The sequence below is a fragment of the Pseudomonas cimarronensis genome (genome assembly GCF_049331905.1).
Classification (GTDB): domain Bacteria; phylum Pseudomonadota; class Gammaproteobacteria; order Pseudomonadales; family Pseudomonadaceae; genus Aquipseudomonas.
This window is the reverse complement of record NZ_CP186283.1, coordinates 2623027-2648970: the sequence shown is the minus strand read 5'-3', so window position 1 is coordinate 2648970 and position 25944 is coordinate 2623027. Positions and strand designations below refer to the sequence as shown.

At 61.5% G+C, this 25944-nt stretch carries 20 protein-coding genes and 1 pseudogene; 16 read left to right on the top strand and 5 right to left on the bottom strand.

The features are described 5' to 3' along the window. Positions 1-17 precede the first annotated feature (17 nt). The 3 genes from ACOCLD_RS12425 to ACOCLD_RS12415 form a co-directional block, all read right to left on the bottom strand. On the bottom strand, positions 18-3686 hold the full coding sequence (locus ACOCLD_RS12425) for a translocation/assembly module TamB domain-containing protein (protein WP_422909379.1): 3669 nt from the start codon (positions 3684-3686) through the stop codon (positions 18-20). Next, the gene (locus ACOCLD_RS12420; protein WP_422909378.1) at positions 3683-5410 is read right to left on the bottom strand and encodes an autotransporter assembly complex protein TamA; all 1728 of its coding nucleotides are present in this window, start codon (positions 5408-5410) and stop codon (positions 3683-3685) included. The genes ACOCLD_RS12425 and ACOCLD_RS12420 overlap by 4 nt, the downstream gene beginning before the upstream one ends. Positions 5411-5507: 97 nt before the next feature. Then, positions 5508-6149 (bottom strand): GNAT family N-acetyltransferase, encoded by a 642-nt coding sequence (locus ACOCLD_RS12415; RefSeq protein WP_422909377.1) that lies wholly within the window; start codon positions 6147-6149, stop codon positions 5508-5510. A 145-nt stretch (positions 6150-6294) separates the two neighbouring features. On the opposite strand from ACOCLD_RS12415, the gene xthA reads away from it, so the two are divergent. From xthA to ACOCLD_RS12400, 3 genes are all read left to right on the top strand, one after another. After that, complete coding sequence (xthA, locus tag ACOCLD_RS12410; RefSeq protein WP_422909376.1) at positions 6295-7110, top strand: exodeoxyribonuclease III; 816 nt, start codon at positions 6295-6297, stop codon at positions 7108-7110. Between the two features lie 104 nt (positions 7111-7214). Next, positions 7215-8597: a substrate-binding domain-containing protein gene (locus ACOCLD_RS12405; RefSeq protein ID WP_422909375.1), complete on the top strand. Its 1383-nt coding sequence runs from the start codon at positions 7215-7217 to the stop codon at positions 8595-8597. Between the two features lie 309 nt (positions 8598-8906). Further along, positions 8907-9110, top strand: a complete 204-nt coding sequence (locus ACOCLD_RS12400; protein ID WP_422909374.1) for a hypothetical protein — start codon at positions 8907-8909, stop codon at positions 9108-9110. A 53-nt stretch (positions 9111-9163) separates the two neighbouring features. Here the strand turns inward: ACOCLD_RS12400 and ACOCLD_RS12395 are convergent, their stop codons facing one another. After that, complete coding sequence (locus tag ACOCLD_RS12395) at positions 9164-10393, bottom strand: acyl-CoA dehydrogenase (RefSeq protein ID WP_233684874.1); 1230 nt, start codon at positions 10391-10393, stop codon at positions 9164-9166. A 159-nt stretch (positions 10394-10552) separates the two neighbouring features. Between ACOCLD_RS12395 and ACOCLD_RS12390 the strand changes: the two genes are divergently transcribed. From ACOCLD_RS12390 to ACOCLD_RS12345, 10 genes are all read left to right on the top strand, one after another. Further along, positions 10553-11485 (top strand): LysR family transcriptional regulator, encoded by a 933-nt coding sequence (locus tag ACOCLD_RS12390; RefSeq protein WP_422909373.1) that lies wholly within the window; start codon positions 10553-10555, stop codon positions 11483-11485. A gap of 6 nt (positions 11486-11491) precedes the next feature. Then, positions 11492-11836 (top strand): low molecular weight protein tyrosine phosphatase family protein, encoded by a 345-nt coding sequence (locus ACOCLD_RS12385; protein WP_422909372.1) that lies wholly within the window; start codon positions 11492-11494, stop codon positions 11834-11836. Positions 11837-11981: 145 nt separating this feature from the next. Next, on the top strand, positions 11982-12383 hold the full coding sequence (locus tag ACOCLD_RS12380) for a MerR family transcriptional regulator (protein WP_090253868.1): 402 nt from the start codon (positions 11982-11984) through the stop codon (positions 12381-12383). Between the two features lie 29 nt (positions 12384-12412). Next, positions 12413-13576 carry an isovaleryl-CoA dehydrogenase gene (locus tag ACOCLD_RS12375; RefSeq protein ID WP_422909371.1) on the top strand — a complete coding sequence of 388 codons (1164 nt, stop codon included), beginning with the start codon at positions 12413-12415 and terminating at the stop codon, positions 13574-13576. 18 nt (positions 13577-13594) lie between these two features. Next, the gene (locus tag ACOCLD_RS12370; RefSeq protein ID WP_422909370.1) at positions 13595-15202 is read left to right on the top strand and encodes a carboxyl transferase domain-containing protein; all 1608 of its coding nucleotides are present in this window, start codon (positions 13595-13597) and stop codon (positions 15200-15202) included. Positions 15203-15292: 90 nt separating this feature from the next. Further along, positions 15293-16093 (top strand): gamma-carboxygeranoyl-CoA hydratase, encoded by an 801-nt coding sequence (locus ACOCLD_RS12365; RefSeq protein ID WP_422909369.1) that lies wholly within the window; start codon positions 15293-15295, stop codon positions 16091-16093. Then, positions 16090-18051 (top strand): acetyl/propionyl/methylcrotonyl-CoA carboxylase subunit alpha, encoded by a 1962-nt coding sequence (locus tag ACOCLD_RS12360; RefSeq protein WP_422909368.1) that lies wholly within the window; start codon positions 16090-16092, stop codon positions 18049-18051. Before ACOCLD_RS12365 ends, ACOCLD_RS12360 begins: the two co-directional genes overlap by 4 nt. 178 nt (positions 18052-18229) lie before the next feature. Next, a complete protein-coding gene (locus ACOCLD_RS12355) occupies positions 18230-19132 on the top strand; it encodes a hydroxymethylglutaryl-CoA lyase (protein ID WP_422909367.1) in 903 nt (300 codons plus the stop codon). A 216-nt stretch (positions 19133-19348) separates the two neighbouring features. Further along, the gene (locus ACOCLD_RS12350) at positions 19349-21304 is read left to right on the top strand and encodes an acetoacetate--CoA ligase (RefSeq protein WP_422909366.1); all 1956 of its coding nucleotides are present in this window, start codon (positions 19349-19351) and stop codon (positions 21302-21304) included. Positions 21305-21457: 153 nt separating this feature from the next. Further along, entirely contained in the window at positions 21458-22102 is a 645-nt protein-coding gene (locus ACOCLD_RS12345) for a substrate-binding periplasmic protein (RefSeq protein ID WP_422909365.1), read from the top strand. 29 nt (positions 22103-22131) lie between these two features. On the opposite strand, the pseudogene ACOCLD_RS12340 reads toward ACOCLD_RS12345, so the two are convergent. Continuing rightward, a pseudogene (locus ACOCLD_RS12340) lies at positions 22132-23357 on the bottom strand (PilT/PilU family type 4a pilus ATPase). Positions 23358-23500: 143 nt separating this feature from the next. Here ACOCLD_RS12340 and ACOCLD_RS12335 point away from each other — a divergent pair. From ACOCLD_RS12335 to sph, 3 genes are all read left to right on the top strand, one after another. After that, positions 23501-23779 carry a peptidylprolyl isomerase gene (locus tag ACOCLD_RS12335; RefSeq protein ID WP_090253882.1) on the top strand — a complete coding sequence of 93 codons (279 nt, stop codon included), beginning with the start codon at positions 23501-23503 and terminating at the stop codon, positions 23777-23779. A 6-nt stretch (positions 23780-23785) separates the two neighbouring features. Then, positions 23786-24154 (top strand): MmcQ/YjbR family DNA-binding protein, encoded by a 369-nt coding sequence (locus ACOCLD_RS12330; RefSeq protein WP_422909364.1) that lies wholly within the window; start codon positions 23786-23788, stop codon positions 24152-24154. Between the two features lie 133 nt (positions 24155-24287). Further along, positions 24288-25802 carry a sphingomyelin phosphodiesterase gene (gene sph / locus ACOCLD_RS12325; protein WP_422909363.1) on the top strand — a complete coding sequence of 505 codons (1515 nt, stop codon included), beginning with the start codon at positions 24288-24290 and terminating at the stop codon, positions 25800-25802. The last annotated feature ends 142 nt before the right edge of the window (positions 25803-25944 follow it).

Here is a 25944-nt window from a genome sequence, read left to right as displayed (position 1 = left end):
CGCAGAAAAATGGCTTGCTAAAAGTCGCGTCGATAGAACAGGTCAAGCGAACTGGCCAGCCCGCTGGCAGCCTCAAGATAGAGCCGCCGACTCAGCTCGTAACGCAAGGCGATGGTATTCGCTGGCTCGAATACCCCAACGCCATAACGCAGGCTCAGGCGTTCCGATAAATTGCCGCTGGCCACCACACTGGTGGTCACGCCACTGCCCTGGGTGTCGAGCTGAAAATCACTGATACCCAGGCCTTGCGCCAGGCTGTTGACCAGCGGCGCACTGCCGGCCATACCCAGGGCCAGCGCGGCTTGCGCCAGCATGTTGTTATCACCGCCGCCCTGCCCCAACGGCCGCCCCATGATCAGGTAGGACAACGCCTGCTCCTGGCTCATTGCAGGCTCGGAAAACACCGTGCTGGTGGGTTGCGCCGCGTTGCCGCTCAAACGCAGACCGGCGGTGACGTCATCGACCTGACGCACCGCCTCGATATCGAGAAACGGCTGATCGATCGGCCCGGCGAATAGCAGGCGCGCCCGGCGCACATTCAGACGCTGACCATAAGCGCGAAAACGCCCCTTGTTCAGACTAAGCTCGCCACGAGTATCGAGGTCATTGCCGATATGCACCCGGCCGAGCAACTCGGCATTCAGACCAAAGCCGCTGAAAGTCAGGCGCTGCTGACCAACCTCGACATCGATATCCATGGCAATCGCTGTGGCCTGTTGTGCCGCGCTGTCACGTCCAAGCACCTGGGCATCGCTGGATACCTGCACGGTCGAAGGCGGCAGCTCACGCACTTCGATCTTGCCACTGGGGATCAACACCTTGCCGGCCACAGACAGCTGCTCATCACGCAGGCTTAAACGCAGGTCCGGCTCCACTTCCAGCGCTGCGTAAGGCTCGACCGTCACCGGTAGACGGCTGCCGCGCAGTTGCATATCGGCCAGCAATCCATCGGCCCAGTTCAACTCGCCATTGAGGCTGCCCTGTCCTTGTTCGGCGCTGCGCCAATCACCCTCCAGCTGCAGCCGCTCACCCTCGATACGCGCCTGTAGTTGCAGCTGCTCGATATTCATCGGCAGCTCGCCCCCGGCAATCTCACCGCCCTGCACCCGCAGGCTGCCGTTGATCTGCGGTGCCAGCAGCCCGCCGGAGAGCGTGCCAGCACCATTCAGCTGCCCGGCAATACGCTCGACCATCGGCACAAACGGGCGTGCCAGTGCCAGGTCGAGCCCGTTCAGGCGAAAGCTGCCGGACAGTGGTTTGCTTTCCGGGCGCGGGTCCAGTTGCGCTTGCAGCGACAGTTCGCCAATGGCCGGGCCACGCAGTTCCAGCAGGCTGTCGATGCGTTGCGGGCGCAATTGCGCGCTTAGGCGCAAGCTGTCGTAGGCAAACTCCAGCCACTGTTGTTGATCACGAATACGCCAGATGCCACTGCCAGCATCCAGCGCCAGACTGCCGTTCGGCCCACTGGCCGGCAGATCGAGTTGCAGGTGGCCATTCAACTCACCCTCCCAGGCGAAATCCTTGGGCCACAGCGCTGCCAGGCTGTCCATGGGGAAGTTGCTCAGCTGGTAGTTCAGCTTGGGTTGCGGCAGCAGGCGTTGCTCTGTGCCACACAGGCTGGCGTCGCCAGAACGCCAGCAATGCGCGCCCAGGCTGAGCTGCCCGCTGGCCAGCCGCACCAGCATGGCCGGCTGTTGCAGCCGCCACTCCTGACCGCTGCTTTGCAACTCCGCCCGACTCAGGCTGCCGCGCCAGTTACCGTTATCCAATTTTCCGGCCAAGGCCAGTTGGCTGTTCAGTAGCGGGCCTTGCAGTTGCAGCTCAAGGCTTTGCTGCTGCTGATTGCCCGTGACGTTTGCATCCAGACGTCCCAGCTCGGTTTCGCCCAGCGCAATGCCCAACGCCTGTAGAGTGATCTGGCCACGTTGAGCGCTGTTCAGGCTCGCATCGAGCTTAAGCTGTTGCAGACGTTGGTCTGCAAAGGCCAGGCGCTGGCCCTGCAGCTGTAACTGCCCTTGCGGTGTTTGCAGGTTGCCGGTCAGATCCAGCTGACCATTGAGTTGGCCCTGCAAGCCCGGCCATAGCTGGCCCAGCCGTGGCATCGCCAGCAGCAATTGACCGTTCAGCTGTTGGCGCAGTGCCGCTTGGCCACTGATGCGGTTATCCCCCAGGCGGATATCCAACGCACTTAGCTCGCCCTGCTCCAGGCCGCCGGCAAATTTCGCCAGCAGCTTGGCCGGCTGCCCGCGCAAACGACCGTCAAGGTCGATATCGGCATTAAGGTTGAGCTGCTGATTGATCAAGCTGCCCGAGCTGCTGAGTGGACCTGCCAGGCTGCCAGGCAACTCGGCCAGCCAGTAAGCGGGGTCAAGCTGACTCAGCTGCAAACGCACATCCCAGCTCAGTTGCTCGGCAAAACCCAGGCTGACCTGACCTTCGGCGCGGCCTTGGCCGGCTTGCAGGCGCAGCTCAGGCAGATACAGCTTGTGCAGATCGCCACTCAAAGGGCTTTGCAGGCTAAAGGCGCCAGCCGGGCCATCCAGCTCGGCGGCGAAATGCCCGAGGTAGTTGCCATCCTGATAGGCCAGCTCACCACTGAGCGTACGCAATGCCAGAGGCGGCGCCTCCTCCAGTGGATAGAGGCGCTGCCAGGGAAAGTTCTGCCAGTTAATGCGGCTGTCCAGGCTCAAGCCCTGCTGCCAGTTCAGTTCGCCGCTGAGTTGTACCTGCTGCTCCGGGCTGGCGACCACGCTCAAATTGCTGAGCGCAGCGCCATCGGCTTTGAGCAACCCTGCCAACGCCAGGGTTATCGGCCCCTCGGCTGCCGGCAGGCTGGCACTACCAACGACCTGATAGCCGTCCTGTAGATCACCCTGGGCATTGAGCACAAGCTGCTCAAGATTCAAGGTGTCGGGCAACTCAGCGCTGGCTTTGAAGGCCGCAACCTGCAAACGCAATTGCGCCGGCAGGTGCTCTGCCAGCGGCTGCAGCCAGCCCGTCAGTTCACCTTGCAGATAGCCACTGCTGCTGGCTGTCAGTTGCACCCGCTCGCGCAGTTCACCTTCAAGCTGCAGCGCCAGCGGCCAGGCCTGTTGTTCGGGCGCCGGTAATTGCAGCTGTCCGTTCAGCTGCAGCGGCCAGTTGCCGGTGGTTTGCACCTGGCCCTGCAAAGCAAGCTGCAGATCGGCAGTGTGCAGGCTGAGGTTATCAATCTGAATGCCCTGGGCAGTCCAGCGTGCGGCCAACTGCAAGCCTTGCAGCTGCTCGACGCCATTAAGCTGCACACTGTCGATCTGTACCTCACCTAGTTGCAGTGCCAGCGGCAGGCTCAGGTCCGGCAGGGTGAACGGTTCGCTGCTGGGCTGCTGATCATCCGGAAACACCAGGCTGATCGGCCCGCTGCGCAGTTGCTCGACACACAGCGTCAGGCGCAACAGGCAGGTAGGCGACCACTCCAGGCGAGGCGCCATCACCTGCACGCTGCTCTCACCTTGCTGCCAGCGCAGCTGTGTCGCACTCCAGCTGCCGCCCAGGCGGCCAGCGAAGTCGTCGACCTGCAAGCCCGGCACCTGCGCCACTAACCAGCGGCTGCCGCCTTGGGTGCCCAGCAGCAGACTCAGGCTGACGGCCAGTGCAAGCAGCAGCCCGAGCAGGCTGAACAGCGTATAACGCAGGCCGCGCTTCACAGTTCCGGCCCCATGGAGAAATGCAGACGCACACCGCCCTGATCATCCAGCGGATGCGCCAGATCGAGGCGCAGCGGCCCCAGCGGCGATACCCAGCGCACACCAACGCCCATCGCGCTTTTTAGCGATGGAATTTCCAGCGAATCGAAGGTATTGCCCTGGTCGAAGAAGCTCGCCAGGCGCCAGCGCTCGGTCAGGCTGTACTGGTATTCCAGGCTGCTGGTAAACAGATAGCGCCCACCGATCTTGTCGCCAGCACGGTTCTCCGGTGACAGGCTCTGGTAGTCATAACCGCGCACGCTCTGATCGCCACCAGCAAAGAACCGCAGCGATGGCGGCACCTTGGCAAACCCGTCGGATTCGGTGCCCCCCAACTGCAACCGGCCCAGCACCCGATGGCGCTGGAAGAGCGTGGTCAGGCCTTTGAGTTGGATATTGCCGTGCAGCACGTTGGCATCGGACAACAGCCCCTTGGCCGCGCCGGACAGATCGAACTGCAGGCGGTAGCCGTGGTTGGGGTCGATCTGGTTATCGCTGTGCAGGTAGGAATAACTGATGCCGGGCATCAGCAGCGTACTGGTGCCGGCGTCATCGCCCAGGTCGTACTGCTCATGCTGCCATTTCAACGACAGTACGCGCTGCCAGCCGTTGTCGAGCTTGCTGTGCCATTCCGGGCCAAAGGTCAGCAGACGACTGCTGCTGTCAGTGTTGGCCAGGTCTTCGGCCTGATAGCCACCGGCCACCCGCAGTTTGTCGGTCAACGGCGGATCCAGTGGCACGTCGTACCACAGGCCGACATTCTGCCGAGGGGCCGACAGTTCGAACTCGGCACCATAGCTGTGCCCCTGCGGATTGGCCCAGTGCCGCGTCCAGTTGGCCCGGCCACGCGGGCCAACGTCGGTGGAAAAGCCCAAGCCAAGGCCCATGCTGCGCGGCTTGCGCGCCTGCAATTGAACCTGCACCGGAATTTGCTCGTCGACAGCACTGCCGGGGTTGGCGTCCACCTGCACGGACTCGAAATAGCCACTGGAACGCAGCGCCTGATACAGCTCGGCAATCAGTGCCGAGTCATAGGGCGTGTTCGCGGGGAACGGCACCATGCGTTGCAGCAACTGCTCATCGAAGGGCGCATCACCGGCAAACTGCACGGCCCCAAGCTGGTAGCGCGGCCCGCTGAGGTAGACCAGCTCGATATCCGCCACCCCGGCCTCCGGGTCAATCGTCAAACGCTGCTGGCTGAAGCGCCCGGCGAAGAAACCATAACGCGACGCCTGGTTCTGGATCTCACGCTTGGCGGCATCGTAATGCCCGTGATTGAGCTGCGCGCCACTGCGCAGTTGCGGGTCATTGGGGGTATGAAAGGCACGCAACTGAGTGGCCGCCCCTTCGACGCGCACCACCACATCACGCAAGCGCACCGGCTCACCTGGCTGAATCCGCAAGGTCAGGCGCGGTGTTGCGCCCTCGCTTACCTCGGTGGTGATCTGCGCCTGGTAATAGCCCAGTGCCTGAGCGGCCTTCTCGGCCTGGTTCTCGGCCACACGGCGATAACGTTGCAAGGCCTCGGCATCGCGCTCGCCGAGGCTGCCGATATAGCCTTCGATATTGCTTTTCAGCGCGCTATTGGCCGGTTCTACCCGCACACGCAGCTGCGCTTCGGCGAGAGCCGTAGCACTCAGCAGCAGGAGAAACAGTCCGGCGAGAAGGTTAGCGAAAACAGACATGGGGCGATGCTAGCACGAGCCAAGGGCCGACTTAGAGCTGCAGTGCAGGCAAATAGTTGCGACGCGGTATGTCAGCAGACAGACCGCGCCGCCGATTTCAGGCGCTGGCCTTGACCGTAACCTGCGGGCTGGGATGGAAGAACACGTGCTCGATGATCGGGCCAATGGCCACTTCGCCGATTTCCTCGTAGCCCTGACGCTTATAGAAATCCAGGTAATGTCCATTGCCCGTATCCAGTACCACGCCTTGGGAGCTGGCGTCTTCGGCGCACCAGTTGTGCAGCGCTTCGAGCAGCTGCTCACCCAGGCGTTTGCCCTGGTATTGCGGGTGAATGCCGAGTAACGGCAGCACGTGATACGGCCCCGGCGGCAGGCAGGCGATCACCGCATCGTGGTATTCCAGGTAGCGTTTGGTACAGCGAAAACCGGTGGTCAGCAACATGCGCATGCGCCAGGCCCAGCTTTCAGTGATGTCCATACGCCGCTGCGGCGGTGCGATCAGCGCCATGCCGATCAATCGGTCATCGATCAGCAAGCCGATGGCGGGCAGGTCTTCGGCAAAGTGCTGCTGTACCAGTTCACGCACCGTGGCGCGTACGCGTTGGTCATAGCCCGGCCGCTCGGCTTCAAACAGGTAGGCGAACGTGGGGTCATGGCGATAAGCCTGGTACAGCAGGGAACGGGCTTCACGGGCGTAACCGCCATCAAGCAAACGGACTTCAGCGAGACTGTCAGGCATTCCGGTTGACCTCTGTTGTTCTTGATTTATCGGGCCTTGAGCCACGTTAGCACCGGCCACTCGGCACCGCCACAGGCTGGCCGACGGCGCGCCCGGTGGGCTAGCATTGCCGGCTTTCCCGCTGCCTTATTCAGGACTGCCGCCGATGAAGATCGTCTCCTTCAATATCAATGGCCTGCGTGCCCGCCCGCATCAACTGGCAGCGCTGATCGACAAACATCAGCCGGATGTGATCGGCTTGCAGGAAACCAAAGTCGCCGACGAACAGTTCCCCGAGGCAGAAATTCGCCAACTCGGCTACCACGTGCATTACCACGGCCAGAAAGGCCATTACGGCGTCGCCCTGCTCTCGCGCCAGGCACCACTGAGCCTGCACAAGGGCTTTCCCGGTGATGCCGAAGACGCGCAGCGGCGCTTTATCTACGGCACCTTCGCCGACGCCCAGGGCAACCCGGTCACGGTGATGAACGGCTACTTCCCGCAAGGTGAAAGCCGCGACCACCCCACCAAGTTTCCGGCTAAACAGCGCTTCTATGCCGACCTGCAAGACCTGCTGGTTAGTCAGTTCAGCCCTGAGCAACCGCTGGTGGTAATGGGCGACATCAACATCTCCCCGGAAGATTGCGACATTGGTATTGGCGAGCCAAACCGCCTGCGCTGGCTGAAAACCGGAAAATGCAGCTTTCTGCCGGAAGAGCGCGAGTGGCTGGCCACCCTGAAGAACTGGGGACTGGTCGACAGCTTCCGCCATCTCAACCCGACGGTGAATGATCGCTTCAGCTGGTTCGATTATCGCAGCCGTGGTTTCGAGGACGAGCCCAAGCGCGGCCTGCGCATCGACGTGATTCTCGCCTCCCAGGCGCTGCAGACGCGGATCAAGGATGCCGGCGTCGACTACGAACTACGCGGCATGGAAAAGCCCTCGGATCATGCGCCAATCTGGCTGGAGCTTGGCCAGTAGGCCCAGCGCAGAGCCTTTGCATGAATGAGTGACTGTCATATTGCAGTCACTTGTTTGTCTTATCGTCGCGGCACTTTCACTCACCCATATAAGGTGTTTGCCGCATGTTGCGCGCCTGCTCTGCCTTCGAACGTGATACCTGGATTCGTACCGTCAGCTTTCTGCTGCTCGGTTCCATCTGCTACGCCCTGCCCTGGTCGGTATTCGCCGCCCTGCCCATCCCCAGCGATAACAGCAGCGTGCTGCGTATCCAGGGCTCCAACACCATTGGTGCGCGCCTTGGCCCAGCGCTGGTCAAAGGGCTGTTCGAGGATCAGGGACTGAGCGCGATCCACCTCGAAGCTGGCGCAGCGGAGAACGAGCAGATCGTTGTTGCGAACAGCCGCGAAGGCCAGCGTGTGAGCATTGCCGTGGCTGCCCACGGTTCGGGCACCGGGTTTATCGCTCTGGGCGATGGCAGCGCTGACCTCGCTGCCTCGTCCCGGCCGATCAAGGACAGCGAGGCCAGCAGCCTGCTGCCGTTGGGCGACCTGAAAAGTCCGGCAGCCGAGCAAATCATTGCCCTCGACGGCCTGGCTATCATCCTGCACCCGAGCAACCCGCTCGCCGCACTTACTACCGCACAACTGGCGCAGGTATTTGCCGGCGAGATCACTGACTGGTCGCAGCTCGGCGCCTCAGCCGGGGGCATTACCCTGTATGCCCGTGATGACAAATCCGGCACCTTTGATACCTTCAAGGAGTTGGTGCTGAGCGCCAATGGCAAGGCCCTGGCCGCCACTGCCAAGCGCTTCGAATCCAGCGAGAAGCTCTCTGATGCAGTCAGTCAGGACCCTAATGGCATCGGCTTTATCGGCCTGCCCTATATTCGCCAGGCCAAGGCTGTGGCGATTGCCGCAGGTGATTCGCAGCCCATGCTGCCGAGCCTGACCCTGATCGCCACGGAAGACTACCCGCTGTCGCGCCGCCTGTTTCTTTATAACCAACCCGATATGAACAACCCCTGGGCACGCGCTCTGGTGCAGTTTGCCCACAGCCCGCGGGGGCAGGCGATTGTCGAGCAGAGCGGGTTTATCGCGCAGACCGTACAGGCCGTGAAAATACCCAGCCAGGCACATATGCCGGCGAACTACCAGGAGCTGGCGGAAAACGCCCAGCGTTTGTCAGTGAACTTCCGCTTTCAGGAAGGCAGTGCCAGCCTCGACAACAAGGCCCTGCGTGATCTCAACCGGTTGAAAAGCTACCTGCGTGAACAGAACAAGCTGCACAACAAGGTGGTGTTGGTCGGCTTTGGTGATGCCAAGGCCGATCCGGCGCGGGCTGAACTGCTCTCCAAGCTGCGCGCAATGGCGGTCCGCCGTGAGCTGAATAAAGAAGGGATTATCTTCCGCGACATCTTGGGGCTGGGCGATGAACTCCCCGTGGCCGCCAATAGCGCCGACGAAGGCCGCATCAAGAATCGACGGGTTGAAGTCTGGGTCTACTGAACGCTAGCGCCCTGCTAATCATAGCCATGCATGACGCCGGGCCCCGGCGACAGTGAGTCGCCAACATCAATGGATAACCTGGCGAGGCCGCCCACTTCCCTGCTGTTTGATACCGCAGGATGGTTCTGATTGATGATCCTGGCCTGCCGGTGCTTGATCTCTATGAACGGCACCGCGACCAGTATGAAATAAGCCTGCTGCCGTCCAGCGGCTATTTCGGCGTTAATCTGTGGCCTTTGGTGGTTGGATCCGCCGGCGTGATATTGTCGCGGCTACGAACCCGAGCCCACCCCTCAAAGGATTGAACGCGTGAACCCACCCGCCATCGTCATCGAACCGCTGCTGCAGCGCGGCCAGTTGCACTGGCAAGTGCGCATGGGCCGTCGCGCCCTGACCTTTCACGAAGAACAGGCCGCCCGTGCCTTCGCCGCCCAGTTGCATATGCGCATGCTCTGGTTACAGCAAAGCAGCGAGCTGGCTGACCACTACGCCCCGCCGGAAAGCGCGCACTGACCCACAACGCACAAGGCCCGCAATTGCGGGCCTTGCGCATTTCACTGAAGCAATCAGCGGCTGGCTTTCATCATGTCCTTGGACACGTACTTGCCGATCTCGAACTTGCCGATCGCCGCGCGGTGCACTTCGTCCGGGCCATCGGCCAGACGCAGGGTGCGCTGCATGGCGTACCAGTAGGCCAGCGGGAAGTCGTTGGACACCCCGGCGCCACCGTGGATCTGGATCGCCCGGTCAATCACCTTCAACGCCACGTTCGGTGCGACCACCTTGATCTGGGCGATCTCGCTGGCGGCGATCTTGTTGCCCACGGTGTCCATCATGTACGCCGCGTTCAACGTCAGCAGGCGCGCCATGTTGATTTCCATGCGCGAGTCGGCGATGTGATCGATGTTGCCGCCCAAGCGCGCCAGCGGCTTGCCGAAGGCGGTGCGGCTGATCGAGCGCTCACACATCAGCTTCAGTGCGCGCTCGGCCATGCCGATGGAACGCATGCAGTGGTGAATGCGGCCTGGGCCAAGGCGACCCTGAGCGATTTCGAAGCCACGCCCCTCACCCAGCAGCACGTTTTCGTAAGGCACGCGGACGTTTTCAAACAGCACTTCAGCGTGACCGTGCGGCGCGTCGTCGTAACCGAATACTGGCAGCGGACGCAGCACTTTCACACCCGGCGCGTCCATCGGCACCAGAATCATCGAGTGTTGCTGGTGGCGCGGGCCGTCCGGGTTGGTCAGCCCCATGAAAATCATGATCTTGCAGCGCGGGTCGCAGGCACCGGAAGTCCACCATTTACGGCCGTTGATGACCCACTCGTCACCCTCGCGTACCGCGCGGGCTTCCATGTTGGTGGCGTCGCTTGATGCCACACCCGGCTCGGTCATGGCGAAGGCGGAACGGATAGTGCCGTCCAGCAGTGGCTTGAGCCACTGTTCCTTCTGCGCTTCGTTGGCGTAACGCACCAGTACTTCCATGTTACCGGTGTCCGGCGCGGCGCAGTTGAACGGCTCGGCACCGATCAACGAACTGCCCATGATTTCCGCCAACGGCGCGTATTCGGTGTTGGTCAGCCCGGCGCCCAGCTCGGATTCCGGCAGAAACAGGTTCCACAAGCCTTCAGCTTTGGCCTTGGCCTTCAGCTCTTCCATGATCGCGGTGGGCTGCCAGCGGTCGCCTTCATTGACCTGCTGCTCGAACACGGCTTCGGCGGGATATACATGGGTCTCCATAAACGCGGTGACGCGTTCACGCAGTTCCTGAACCTTGGGGGAGTAGGCGAAATCCATGGGCGGCTACCTTCTGACGCTGATTATGAGGGATTCGGTGAAGTGGAAATGATGCTAGAACAGGGCTTAGGATTTATCTAATCTATTCTCGCCGTGTATTAACATTCATCACCGATATATGTTCCACTGATAGCGATCATCACTCGGAGTGAGCGCGCAATGAATCTGAACAAGGTCGACCTCAACCTCTTTGTCGTCTTCGATGCCATCTACACCGAGGCCAATCTGACTCGCGCCGGGCAGATCGTCGGCATTACCCAGCCCGCCGTCTCCAATGCCCTGGCGCGGTTACGTGAAACCTTCAATGACCCGCTGTTTGTGCGCACCGCCCAGGGCATGGTGCCCACGCCGATGGCGCAGAACATCATCGGTCCGGTGCGCAACGCATTGCAGCAGCTGCGCATCTCCGTGCAGGAAAGCCGCATTTTCAACCCAGCGCAGGCCAATAAAACCTTCCGTATCAGCATGACCGACCTCACCGAGGCCATCATCCTGCCGCCGCTATTCCAGCGCCTGCGGCGTATGGCGCCCAACGTGAATATCGAAAGCATGCTGGCGCGGCGCCGTGAAACCACCAAGGAGCTGGCCGCCGGCCGCCTGGATTTTGCCGTGGACGCCCCGCTGAACACCGACCCGCAGGTGCGCCACGTCAAGCTGATGGAAGACCGCTACGTCTGCGCCCTGCGCCGCGGACACCCACTGGCCAAAGACAAAATCACCCTGGACGAATACATGGGCCTGACCCATATCCATATCTCCAGCCGGCGCAGTGGCTTGGGTCACGTTGACCTGGCCCTGGGACGCATGGGCATCCAGCGCAAGATTGCCCTGCGTTCGCAGCATTACCTGATGGCCACCACCGTGTTGCAAAGCACGGATATGGCGATGACCGTGCCGGAGCGCTTTGCCCGGCGCAACGACCTGCATTTTGTCGAATTGCCAATCAAGGACATGACGCCGCTGGAAACCCACCTCTACTGGCACGAAAGCACCGATCAGGACCCGGCTAACCGCTGGATGCGCGAGCAGATCATCGAGATTTCCCAGCAGGCCATGGCTCAGGAAAAGAAAGCCGACAAGGCCCAGGCCTGATTCTGTATGGCCATTTCGGGTGCACCGCTGCGGGTGCTGTTTATCTGTGCCAAGAACCGCCTGCGCAGCCCCACCGCCGAACAGGTTTTCGCCAATTGGCCTGGAGTTGAAACCGCCTCGGCCGGGGTCAACCGCGATGCCGACAACCCGGTCAGCCCCGAGCTGCTGGAGTGGGCCGAACTGATTCTGGTGATGGAAAGCCGCCATCGGCGCAAGCTGGCCGAGAAATTTCGCCGCCAGCTTGGCAACAAGCGCATCCACAGCCTGGACATTCCTGACGACTACGCCTTTATGGAGCCCGCGCTGGTGCAGATTCTGCAGCAGCGTGTACCTGCTTACTTTTCTAGATAAACACCGCAAGCCTCTATCAGATAACAGTTTTCAACTCATAGACCCGTGTCAGGTTTGATCAGCCCGATAACGCTGCACGCGCTCTGGTTGACTACAGCGGCCAGCAAGTTTACGTTAACGTAAAGGTAAACAAGAGCGCTGCCGCATGTCTGCCACCACCTACTCGATTTCTGAACTGGCCCGCGAGCTGGACATCACTACCCGAGCCATTCGCTTCTATGAAGAACAGCAGATGCTCAGCCCCGAGCGCCGCGGCCAGGAGCGCATCTACACCGCCAAGGACAAGGTCACCCTCAAGCTGATCCTGCGCGGCAAGCGCATCGGTTTCTCGCTCGCCGAGTGCAAGGAGCTGATCGAGCTGTACGACCCGGTGCACGGCAATCACAAGCAGCTGCACACCTTTATGGCGAAGATCGCCGAGCGTCGCGCCCAGCTGCAGCAGCAGTTATTGGACATCGAACAAATGCAGCTTGAACTGGATACCGCCGAAGAGCGTTGTCTGGCTGCGCTAGCTGAAACTGATAAAAAACAAACCGTTATCTCCTGAACTTAATTCGAACAATTACAGGTGGAACCATGAGCTACCCAACCCTCAACTTCGGTCTCGGCGAGACCATCGATATGCTGCGCGACTCGGTGTATCAGTTCTCGCAAGCCGAGCTGGCCCCGCGTGCCGCGCAGATCGATCGCGATAACGAGTTCCCCATGGACATGTGGCGCAAGTTCGGCGACATGGGCCTGCTCGGCATGACCGTGGAAGAGGAATACGGCGGCACCAACATGGGCTACCTGGCGCATGTCATCGCCATGGAAGAGATCAGCCGCGCCTCGGCCTCGGTCGGCCTGTCCTACGGCGCGCATTCGAACCTGTGCCTGAACCAGATCCGCAAGAATGGTACGCACGCGCAGAAGGCCAAGTACCTGCCCAAGCTGTGCTCCGGCGAACACGTCGGTGCCCTGGCCATGAGCGAGCCCAACGCCGGCTCCGACGTGGTGTCGATGAAACTGCGCGCCGAGAAGCGCGGCGACCGCTACGTGCTCAACGGCAACAAGATGTGGATCACCAACGGCCCCGACGCCCACACCTACGTGATCTACGCCAAAACCGACATCAACGCCGGTTCGCGCGGCATGACCGCGTTTATCGTCGAGCGCGACTACAAGGGCTTCTCCCGCCACCAGAAGCTGGACAAGCTGGGCATGCGCGGCTCCAACACCTGCGAACTGGTGTTCGAGGACTGCGAAGTGCCGGAAGAGAACATCCTCGGCGCAGAAGGCGCTGGCGTGCGCGTGCTGATGAGCGGCCTGGACTACGAGCGCACCGTGCTCTCCGGCGGCCCGACCGGGATCATGACAGCCTGTATGGACGTGGTGCTGCCCTACGTGCACGAGCGCCAGCAATTCAAGCAGTCGATCGGCGAATTCCAGCTGGTGCAGGGCAAACTGGCCGACATGTACGCCGGCATGAATGCCTCCAAGTCCTACCTGTACAACGTCGCCAAGGCCTGCGACCGCGGCGAGGAATCGCGCAAGGACGCTGCTGCGGTGATCCTCTACACCGCCGAGATGGCCACCAAGATGGCCCTAGATACCATCCAGCTGCTCGGCGGCAACGGCTACACCAACGAGTACCCGGCCGGCCGCCTGCTGCGCGACGCCAAACTCTACGAGATCGGTGCCGGTACCAGTGAAATCCGCCGCATGCTGATCGGCCGCGAACTGTTCAACGAAACCAAATAGCCTGACGGAGCGCGCCAGATGGCCATTCTGCACACCCAGATCAACACCCGCTCACCGGAGTTCGCCGCCAATAGCGCGGCGATGCTCGCTCAGGTCAACGACCTGCGCGCCCTGCTTGCCCGTGTTCATGAAGGCGGCGGGGCCAAGGCCCAGGAACGCCATACCTCGCGCGGCAAGCTGCTGCCCCGTGAACGGATCAACCGCCTGCTGGATATCGGCGCGCCGTTTCTGGAAATCGGCCAACTGGCCGCCCATGAGGTGTATGGCGAAGAGGTGCCGGCGGCGGGTGTAGTGGCCGGCATCGGCCGAGTCGAGGGAGTGGAATGCATGATCGTGGCCAACGACGCCACGGTAAAAGGCGGCAGCTATTACCCACTAACGGTGAAAAAGCACCTGCGCGCGCAAACCATCGCCCAGCAGAACCGCCTGCCGTGCATCTATCTGGTGGACTCCGGCGGTGCCAACCTGCCGCGCCAGGATGAGGTGTTCCCCGACCGCGAGCACTTCGGGCGGATCTTCTTTAACCAGGCCAATATGAGCGCCATGGGCATCCCGCAGATCGCCGTGGTGATGGGCTCCTGCACCGCTGGCGGCGCTTATGTGCCGGCCATGGCGGATGAAGCGATCATGGTGCGCAACCAGGCCACCATCTTCCTCGCCGGTCCGCCGCTGGTAAAAGCCGCCACCGGTGAAGTGGTCAGCGCTGAAGACCTTGGCGGCGCCGATGTGCACTGCAAGACCAGCGGTGTGGCCGACCATTACGCCGACAACGACGAACACGCCCTGGCCCTGGCACGCCGCTCAATTGCCAACCTCAACTGGCGCAAGCTCGGCGTGTTGAATAACCGTACGCCGATCAATCCGCTGTACAGCTTTGATGAGCTGTACGGGGTGATCCCGGCAGATGCCAAGCAGCCCTTCGATGTGCGTGAAGTCATCGCCCGCATCGTCGATGGCAGCGTGTTCGATGAGTTCAAGGCGCTGTTCGGCACCACCCTGGTCTGCGGCTTTGCGCATATCCACGGCTATCCGGTAGCGATCCTCGCCAATAACGGGATCTTGTTTGCCGAATCGGCGCAGAAAGGCGCGCACTTTATCGAACTGGCCTGCCAGCGCGGCATTCCGTTGCTGTTCCTGCAGAACATCACCGGCTTTATGGTCGGGCAGAAGTACGAAGCCGGTGGCATCGCCAAGCATGGGGCCAAGCTGGTCAACGCGGTGGCCTGCGCCAAGGTGCCGAAATTCACCGTGATCATCGGCGGCAGCTTCGGCGCCGGTAACTACGGCATGTGCGGCCGCGCCTACGACCCGCGCTTCCTGTGGATGTGGCCGAATGCACGGATCGGCGTAATGGGTGCCGAACAGGCCGCCGGCGTGCTGGTGCAGGTCAAACACGAACAGGCTGCCCGCGCCGGGCAGAACTTTTCCGCCGAAGATGAAGCCAAGCTCAAGCAGCCGATCCTCGAACAGTACGAGCGCCAGGGTCACCCCTACTACTCCAGCGCCCGCCTGTGGGACGACGGCGTTATCGACCCGGCGCAAACCCGCGACATCTTGGGCCTGGCGTTGTCCGCCAGCCTTAACGCGCCGATTGAGCCGACCACCTTTGGCGTGTTCCGCATGTAATCCGTGGGAGGGGCTTTAGCCGCGAGCTTTTCACCTTGTCGCGGCTAAAGCCCTTCCCACAGAGCTAACTCATTTTTCGAGTCGAACACCATGACCGACTTCAACACCCTCGAACTGCAAAAAGACCCACGCGGCTTTGCCACCCTCTGGCTCAATCGCGCGGACAAGAACAACGCCTTTAACGCCGAGATGATCCGCGAGCTGATTCTCGCCCTCGACGCGGTGATGGCCGACAAAAGCCTGCGCTTTCTGCTGCTGCGCGGCCGTGGCAAGCACTTCTCCGCCGGCGCGGACCTGGCCTGGATGCAGCATGCGGCGACCCTGGACTACACCGCCAACCTCGCCGATTCCCGTGAGCTGGCCGAGCTGATGCACAACCTGTATCAGCTGAAGACTCCAACCTTGGCCGTGGTGCAAGGCGCGGCCTTTGGTGGGGCGCTGGGTTTGATCAGCTGCTGCGATATGGCCATCGGCGCCGTTGATGCCCAGCTGTGCCTGTCCGAAGTACGTATTGGCCTGGCCCCAGCCGTGATAAGCCCCTTTGTCGTGCAGGCCATCGGCGAACGTGCTGCGCGGCGCTATGCCCTGACCGCCGAGCGTTTCAGTGGCCAGCGCGCCCAGGAACTGGGGCTGTTTGCCGAATGCTACCCGGCAGACCAGCTCGATGAGGCAGTAAACACCTGGGTCGATAACCTGCTGCTCAACAGCCCGCAAGCCATGCTGGCGAGCAAGGATCTGCTGCGCGAAGTCGGCAGCGGCGTGCTGACGCCGGCGCTGCGCCGCTACACGGAAAACGCTATCGCCCGTATCCGCGTCAGCCCCGAAGGTCAGGAAGGTCTGCGTGCCTTTCTGGATAAACGCAAACCCGCATGGCAGGAGCCACAAGCATGAGCCTTAAGCCTATCGACACCCTGCTGGTGGCCAACCGTGGCGAAATTGCCTGCCGGGTGATGCGCACGGCCAAGGCCATGGGCATCCAGACCGTGGCGGTGCACAGCGCCATCGACGCCAGCGCCCGCCATTTGCGCGAAGCCGATCTGGCGGTCAATCTCGGCGGCGCCAAACCAGCGGACAGCTACCTGCTGATCGACAAGCTGATTACCGCCGCCAAGGCCAGTGGGGCTCAGGCGATTCACCCAGGCTATGGCTTCCTTTCGGAAAACGCCGGCTTTGCCCGTGCCATCGAAGCTGCCGGTTTGATCTTCCTCGGCCCGCCCGCCTCGGCCATCGACGCCATGGGCAGCAAATCCGCCGCCAAAGCGCTGATGGAAGCGGCCGGTGTGCCGCTGGTACCGGGTTATCACGGCGAAGCGCAGGATGTGGAAACCTTCCGCAAGGCCGCTGAACAGATCGGTTATCCGGTGCTGCTGAAAGCCGCTGCCGGTGGCGGCGGCAAGGGCATGAAGGTGGTTGAGCGCGAAAGCGAACTGGCCGAAGCCCTGGCCAGCGCCCAACGCGAAGCGCAGTCGTCATTCGGCGATTCGCGCATGCTGGTGGAAAAATACGTGCTTAAACCACGTCATGTGGAAATCCAGGTATTTGCCGACCAGCATGGCAACTGCCTTTACCTGAATGAGCGCGACTGCTCGATCCAGCGCCGGCATCAGAAAGTGGTCGAAGAGGCCCCTGCCCCCGGCCTATCGCCAGAGTTGCGCCGCGCCATGGGCGAGGCGGCGGTCAAGGCCGCGCAGGCCATCGGCTATGTTGGCGCAGGTACCGTCGAGTTTCTGTTGGATGAGCGCGGCGACTTCTTCTTTATGGAGATGAACACCCGTCTGCAGGTGGAACATCCGGTCACCGAGCTAATCACCGGGCTGGACCTGGTGGCCTGGCAGATTCGCGTCGCCCGTGGCGAGCCACTGCCGATTACCCAAGAGCAGGTGCCGCTGATTGGCCATGCCATCGAAGTACGGCTGTATGCGGAAGATCCGGACAACGATTTCCTGCCGGCTACCGGCACTCTTACGCTGTACCGCGAAGCCAATGCCGGACCAGGCCGCCGTATCGACAGCGGCGTCAGCGAAGGCGATGAAGTCTCGCCCTTCTATGACCCGATGCTCGGCAAACTGATCGCCTGGGGCGAAAACCGCGAAGAGGCGCGCCTGCGCCTGCTGGCCATGCTCAAGGAAACCTGCGTGGGCGGCGTTAAAACCAACCTGGCGTTTCTGTCCCGTGTGCTGGCCCATCCGGCCTTTGCCAACGCAGAGCTGGATACCGGCTTTATTCCGCGTCACGAAGCTCAGTTACTGCCTCCTGCAACCGATTTGCCGACCGAATTCTGGCAGCTGGCTGCCGAGGCCTTTGTGCAGAGTGAAGCGCCGCAGCAGCGTCACGACGATTTCCATTCACCCTGGTCACGCAACAACGGCCTACGTCTGGGCCTGCCGGCAGAAACCGATCTGCATCTAAGCTGCCAGAACGAGCGCCAGGTGATCCGTCTGCGCCACGCTGCGACGTCCACCGTGCAGCTGCAAAGCGAAACGTTGTCGGTGGAAAGCAATGGCGTGCGCCAACAGCATCTGGCGATTCGCCGCGGCGATACGCTGTATCTGCACTATGCCGGCGAGCTGCGCAGCATTCAGCGCGTCGACCCGATTGCCGAAGTCGAGGCCAGCCATCAGCAGCACGGCGGCCTGACGGCACCGATGAACGGCAGTATCGTGCGCGTGCTGGTCGAGGCCGGCCAGCAAGTCGAAGCCGGCACTGCACTGGTGGTACTGGAGGCGATGAAGATGGAGCACAGCATTCGCGCACCCCATGCAGGCACGGTTAAGGCGCTGTATTGCAGCGAGGGCGAGATGGTCAGCGAAGGTACGGTGCTGGTGGAGTTGGAAGAAGCCAGCGCATAAATGGATGACCTCTGTGGGAGTGGGCTTTAGCAGCGATAAGAGCAATAAAACGCTCGCCGCTAAAGCGCCTCCCACAGATAGAGGCGCGTTTATCGCGGGCAAGCCCGCACCTACAAGCACAGCAACGTAGGATGGGTTGAGCAGCGCGATACCCATCGAAATAAACAACGAGGCAACGATGAACCTACCCAAACAGGTGCGCCTGGTCGAAGTCGGCCCGCGTGACGGTTTGCAGAACGAGAAACAGCCGATCAGCGTCGCCGACAAGGTGCGCCTGGTCGATGACCTGTCCGCTGCTGGCCTTGGCTATATCGAGGTGGGCAGCTTTGTCTCGCCCAAGTGGGTGCCGCAGATGGCGGGCAGTGCGGAGGTGTTTGCGCAGATCCAGCAACTGCCGGGCATTACCTACGCCGCTCTGGCACCCAATCTGAAAGGTTTTGAAGGCGCGCTGGAAGCCGGCGTACGTGAGGTGGCGGTATTTGCTGCGGCTTCGGAAGCCTTCTCACAGAAAAACATCAACTGCTCAATCAGCGAAAGCCTCGAGCGTTTCGTGCCGGTAATGGACGCCGCCAAACAGCATGGCATCCGCGTGCGCGGTTATGTGTCCTGCGTGCTGGGCTGCCCGTATGACGGCTTTGTGCCGCCCGAACAGGTCGCAAGCGTGGCTCGCGAGCTGTATGCGATGGGCTGCTACGAAGTATCCCTGGGTGACACCATCGGCGCCGGTACGGCCGGCGATACCCGCAAGCTGTTCGAGGTGGTTGGCCGCGGTATTCCCAGAGACAAATTGGCCGGACACTTCCACGACACCTACGGCCAGGCGCTGGCGAATATCTACGCTGGCCTGCTAGAGGGCATCAGCGTATTCGACAGCTCGGTCGCAGGTCTCGGTGGTTGCCCGTACGCCAAAGGCGCCACCGGCAATGTCGCAACCGAAGATGTGCTGTACCTGCTTGAGGGCCTGGGCATCGAAACCGGCATTGATATAAACAAGCTGATCGCAGCCGGCCAGCGCATTTGTGCGGTACTGGGCAAACCCAATGGCTCGCGGGTGGCGCGCGCCAAACTGGCCAATGCCTAGCGGCAGGCCGTGCGTAAGGTTTTGTTTACGCACTGTAAAGCACACGCCTCAGGCTGACGGCCTATTGCCTGAGGGCGGTGCAAAGTGACTACAGCTACAGCTGAGACTGATCAAAACGGCGCCGCAACTGCTCGACGCAAGCCTGCTATCAGTCAGTAGGCTTGCCGCACCAGCCGACCATCAATATCGGCATAACAAGAATGATGAGGAAGCACGATGCAACAGCCCCTGTGGACGCCTTCTGCCGAACGTATTGCGGCGACACGAATGGACAGCTTTCGCCGCTTCGTCAATCAGCGCCACAGCCTGCAGCTGGTCGACTACCCCGCCCTGCACGCCTGGAGCGTGACGCAACGTGAAGCCTTCTGGCAGGCGGTGGTCGAGTTCTTCGAGGTGCGTTTCAGTGCACAACCCGACGCCGTATTGCAGGAAGGCACGGCCATGCCCAGCGCCCACTGGTTTCCTGGCGCAACCCTGAATTTTGCCGAACACCTGCTGCGCCGCCGCGATCACCACCCGGCCCTGATCGCCATTGGTGAAGATGGCTCGCGCGAGCAACTGAGCTATGCCGAGCTGGCCGCCCATGTCGCCGGCCTGCAACGCAGCCTGCGTAAAGCTGGCGTAGGTATGGGCGACCGCGTTGCGGCCTTTATGCCCAACACCTGGCAGACCCTGGTCGGCATGCTCGCCTGCACCAGCCTGGGCGCCACCTGGTCGAGCTGCTCGCCAGACTTCGGCACCCAGGGCGTGATCGACCGCTTTGGCCAGATCGAGCCCAAGGTGCTGATCGCCGCCGCCGGTTACCGCTACGCCGGCAAGAACCTCGACCTGACCACCAAGCTCAATGAAATCCTCGACCGCCTGCCCTCGCTTGAACAACTGATTGTGGTGCCCTACTCCAACACCCAGACCAAGGCAGCCGATTTCCATTCAGCGGCCAAGGTCGCGCTGTGGCAGGATTTCTACCAGGCCGGCGGCGAACCCGAATTCACCCAGGTTCCGTTCGACCACCCGTTGTATATCCTCTATTCCAGCGGCACCACCGGCGTGCCCAAGTGCATCGTGCATGGCGCCGGAGGCACCCTGCTGCAGCACGTCAAGGAGCTTGGCCTGCACACCGACCTGCACGCCGAAGACACGCTGTTCTACTACACCACCTGCGGCTGGATGATGTGGAACTGGCTGGTCTCCGGCCTGGCCCTGGGCGCGACCCTGGTGCTGTTCGACGGCTCGCCGTTCCACCCAGGGGCCGAGCGCCTGATCGACCTGATCGACGCGGAAAACATCAGCATCTTCGGCACCAGTGCCAAATTCCTCGCGGCCCTGGAAAAAGCCGGTGCCAAGCCCGGCAGCACGCACAAGCTGCAGCGCCTGAAAGCCATTCTCTCCACCGGCTCGCCGCTGTCTCACGAGAGCTTCGAGTACGTCTACCGCGAGATCAAAGCCGATCTCTGCCTGTCATCCATCTCCGGCGGTACCGATATCGTTTCCTGCTTTGCCCTCGGCAACCCGGTGTTGCCGGTGTGGCGCGGCGAGCTGCAATGCAAAGGCCTGGGCATGGACGTTCAGGTGTGGGATGACGCCGGCCAAGCGGTGACAGGCGAGAAAGGCGAGCTGGTCTGCGCGCAGCATTTCCCTTCCATGCCGATTGGCTTCTGGAAGGATGACGATGGCAGCAAGTTCCAGGCGGCCTACTTCGACACCTTCCCCGGCATCTGGGCCCATGGCGATTACGCCGAAATCACTGCCCACGGCGGTCTGGTAATTCACGGCCGCAGTGACGCGGTACTGAATCCCGGCGGCGTACGCATCGGCACCGCCGAGATCTACCGCCAGGTGGAAAAGGTCGAAGCCGTACTGGAATCCATCGCCATCGGCCAGGAGTGGGACGACGACGTGCGTGTGGTGCTGTTTGTCCGTCTGCGCGACGGCGTATCGCTTGACGACGCGCTGCAAACGCAGATCCGCCAGGTGATCCGCGCCAACACCACCCCGCGCCATGTGCCGGCAAAGATCATCGCCGTGGCGGATATCCCGCGCACCATCAGCGGCAAGATCGTCGAACTGGCGGTGCGCAACGTGGTGCACGGCAAACCAGTAAAAAACACCGATGCGCTGGCCAACCCGCAGGCGCTGGAGCTGTACCGCGACCTGGCAGAGCTGCGGGACTGACGTACCAAAAACTCCAGCCGAGCCCGGCGCGCAGTGCTTATACTCCAAGCCAGTCGTTGCTGGAGTGCTGCCGTGGCTGTGCGCTGGATCTGTCTCGCTGTCCTAACCTCGCTGTGCCTAAGTGCAGCAGCACAGGAACCGTTGGAGCTGCATATGCCGGACGCGCCACCACTGACTTTTGTCAGTTTTCAGGGCGGCTACGGCATGGTCGGCGATGTGACGCTAGCCGCAATTGCCCGCGCGGGCTATCTCAGCCATATCCATGTCACCCCCTGGGCTCGTGCCCAGCAGCGGGTCAGCCGCGGGAAGAATCTGCTGATCATCCCGCTCTCGCGTACCCCGGAGCGCGAAGCGTTGTACAGCTGGATCGCCCCGATCATGCCGCTTGAGCGCGCCTTTTTCAGCCTCGATGCGCCGGTGGCCGACTTTGCCGAGGCTCGCCAGCGTTACCGGCGTATTGCCGTCGGGCATGGCACCGCGCAGATGGAGATTCTCAAGAGCAATGGGTTTACCGAAGAGCAGATTGTCAGCCTCAAGCTTGGCGATAATCCTGCGCGCATGCTTGAACTGGGGCGTGTCGATGCCTGGTTTACCGGCGTGCCGGAAGGCTTGTATCTGTGGCCACACAGCGACAATCGCTTGCAGATGAGCCCTGTGCTGGCCAGCACCGACATGTACCTGGCCTGTTCGAAAGACTGTGATGCGCAGTTGCAGGAAGATCTGCGCAAGGCCGTTGCAGCGCTACGTGCCGAAGGCATGATCCAGCGTATTCAGGATGCCTACCAACCCGAGCGCTAACGGCGCATAACCTGCTCACAGCCGGGACTTCAAATGCCCTTGCGACCGGGGTCCTCTGGCACTTGCTCCTCTTCGATATCTTCCAGCTTCAATTCCAGCCCCCATTCGGCAGCGGAAGCAGCAGGTGCTGCGGCTGGACGAGGTGCGGCAGCCACGGGCGCAGGCGCTGCGACAGGTGCGGCAGGCGCAGCGGGGTTGTCGCGGTAGAGCTTGAGCTTGAGCCGCACGTTGTTCGCCGAATCGGCGTTCTTCACCGCTTCTTCTTCATCGATTGAGCCCTCGTTGACCAGATCGATCAGCGCCTGATCGAAGGTCTGCATGCCAAGGTTTTTCGATTTCTCCATGGTTTCCTTGATCTCGGAGAAGTCGCTGCGCTTGATCTGGTCGCGAATGGTTGGGGTGCCGAGCAGCACCTCCACTGCTGCGCGGCGCTTGCCGTCGATGGTCTTGACCAGGCGCTGGGAAACAAACGCCTTGAGGTTGTTACCCAGGTCGTTAAGCAGCTGCGGCCGGCGGTCTTCGGGGAAGAAGTTGATGATGCGGTCCAGCGCCTGGTTAGCGTTGTTCGCGTGCAACGTGGAGATCGCCAGGTGGCCGGTGTCGGCAAAGGCCAGGGCATGTTCCATGGTTTCGCGGTCGCGAATCTCACCGATCAGGATCACGTCCGGCGCCTGACGCAGGGTGTTCTTCAACGCCGCGTGAAAGCTGCGGGTGTCCACGCCGACTTCACGCTGATTGATGATCGACTTCTTGTGCTTGTGCACGTACTCCACCGGGTCTTCGATGGTGATGATATGCCCGCCGCTGTTGCGGTTGCGGTAGTCGATCAGCGCCGCCAGGGAAGTCGACTTGCCCGAGCCGGTGCCACCGACAAACAGCACCAGACCGCGTTTTTCCATCACGGTCTTGAGCAGCACTTCCGGCAGTTTCAGGTCCTCGAACCGGGGGATGTCCATCTTGATATTGCGCGCGACAATCGACACTTCGTTGCGCTGCTTGAAGATATTGATGCGAAAGCGCCCGACGCTGGCAATCGAGATGGCCAGGTTCATTTCCAGCTCACGCTCGAACTCCTCGCGCTGCGCGCTATCCATCACCGAATCAGCAATGGCCGCCACTTCCCCAGCCTTCAGTGGTTCGGCACTGAGCGCCTTGAGCACGCCATTGAACTTGGCGCGGGCGGCGCCCCGGTGGAAAGATACAGGTCGGACCCGTCCTGGCTGGACAGGATTTTCAGCATGGCATTGAGGTCCATAACGAGATTTCCCGCGAGTTGGATGTATTACGTTAGGCGAAGATTAGGCATCGCTCCCGAGAAAATCGGCGCGAGCCTGAATCAAGCGCTAAGTGGCTGAAAATACTGGCACACTATGCTGACTGAATTCCGAGGAGCCCGTCATGGCTAAGGCAATGGCCCGCCACATTCTGGTGAAAACCGAAGCAGAAGCCGCCGCGCTGAAGAAACGTATCGCCGCCGGCGAAGCCTTCGATGTGCTGGCACGCAAATACTCCACCTGCCCCTCTGGTAAGAAAGGTGGCGACCTGGGTGAAGTGCGCCCAGGGCAGATGGTGCGCGCCATCGATCAGGTGATTTTTAAAAAGCCGGTGCGTGAAGTGCACGGCCCGGTAAAAAGCCAGTTTGGCTACCATCTGGTACAGGTTTTCTACCGCGAGTGATCTGAGATGACGCCTGAACACGTAGCTGCTTTCTGTCTGAGCCTGCCGGGTGCCCGTGAGGACATCAAATGGGGCGGCGTGCGCGTGTTCTCGGTGGCCGAGAGCAAGATGTTCGCCCTGTTCCACCTGGGCAGCCATGACGGCTTGGCGTTCAAGGTGGATGCCGACCTGTTTCTCGGCTATTGCGACCGCCCGGGTATCCGCCCAGCGCCTTATCTGGCGCGCGCACACTGGATCAGCATGGCCGCACCTTACCCGCTCGGCGATACCGAACTGCAGGCACTGCTGACCCGCTCCCATCAGCTGGTGGTAGGCAAACTACCCAAACGCCTGAAACTGGCCCTGTTGCTCGACCCGCCAGCAGCGGTTTCGTAACAGCCGCGTCATGCCGCTGTAACCCGCTCAACGCAGACTGCGCTGGCGCTGGTCTAGCCCACCCACCTTTCGATCATTTTCGCGTTCAACGGTGACTGGAAGACTGGCCATTCCCCTACCCGGAGGCCACCCCATGCATCGACGCCTGTTGTCATTGCTGTGTTTCAGTACGCTTGCCCTATCCGCCCCGACCTTTGCCCAGGCAAACCCGGATGAGCAGTTCAAACTGCTGGCGCATAACGTGTTCCTGCTACCCAGCACGATAAAACCGGGTTGGGGCCAACAGCAGCGCGCGGCACTGATCGCGGAGGCAGCGTATATCAAGGGCCAGGATGCGGTGATTCTCAACGAACTGTTCGATAACCCGGCGTCGGCCATTCTGCTCAATGGTTTGCAAAGCCAGTACCCGTATCAGACGCCCGTACTCGGTCGCAGCCGCACCGGCTGGGATGCCACCCTAGGCGCTTATTCGGACACCACCCCGGAAGACGGCGGCGTGGCCATCGTCAGCCGCTGGCCAATCGAGCAACGCGTGCAATATGTCTACAGCCAGGGTTGCGGGGCGGATTACCTGTCCAACAAGGGCTTTGTCTACGTCAAACTCAATCGCAATGGTCAAGCCGTGCATGTCATCGGCACCCACGCGCAGGCAGCGGACACCGGCTGCCCAGATGGCAAAGGTGCAGCGGTACGGGCCAGCCAGTTTGATGAGCTGCAGAACTTCATCAGCGCGCGCGGCATTAGCCTTGATCAGCTGGTGTTTATTGGTGGCGACTTCAACGTCATCAAGAACAGCAGCGAGTACCACGACATGCTCGCCCGCCTGCAGGTCAATGCGCCGGACAGCTATGCCGGCAGCGACACCACCTTTGATACCAAACGCAATGGCATCGCCAACTACCAATACCCCAACCACGCCCCGGAATACCTGGATTACATCTTCGTTTCGCGCAACCACCGGCAACTGCCGTTCTGGCACAACCAGGCCTTGGATACCCCTGCGCCGCGCTGGACAGTCAACCTGGCGGGTGCGACCTGGCAATTTCAGGACTACTCCGATCACTCACCGGTCGCCGGCTTTACCCGCGCCGACAGCACGACGCCAACCCGCGCCAGCAAGCCGCAACAAAACCTCTACGGCGAGGTGATCTTGCAAAGCACCACCACCGGCAAAACCCTGCGCGCCGGCAGCAGCAAAGCCAACGACTGGGTAAAGATCAACGGCAATGGGCTGGAACCAGAAAGCCTGTTCAGCCTGCGCAACTGGTACCACCCGGAGAGTTTCTGCATTCGCAGTGGCGACTACATCGAAGTCGAATCACGTCGCCACCCCGGCTATTGGCTCAACTGGTGGCTGGGCGGTGGCGGCGGTAACTACGCCTATTACATGAAGGCAGGTGACTCATCCAACCAGCTGCGCATTGAACTGCCCAACAACAGCGGCTGCCTGAAAGATGGCGACAACATTCGCCTGCGCGACCGCGACACCGTGCGCGGCACTGACTACTACTTGCAGAACTGGGCGTCCGGCAGCTGGAAAGAGCACCTGTACCTCTGGAGCAGCTCAGCGGCCAATGCCGAACAGTTCCGCGTGCATTTCAAGCGCCCGGCGCACTATCCGGACTGGAGCAGCAAACTGCACTACTGATGCCACACAAGGCGGCTGCAATAGCCGCCTTTTTCGTACCCCTCCAGGTACAACTGGCTTAGTGGCCAATCACCCTGCCGTCATTTTGGTCGCAGCCTAAGGTCTTAGCCTGCCGGCCGCGCTGAACTTGGCAGATTACGGC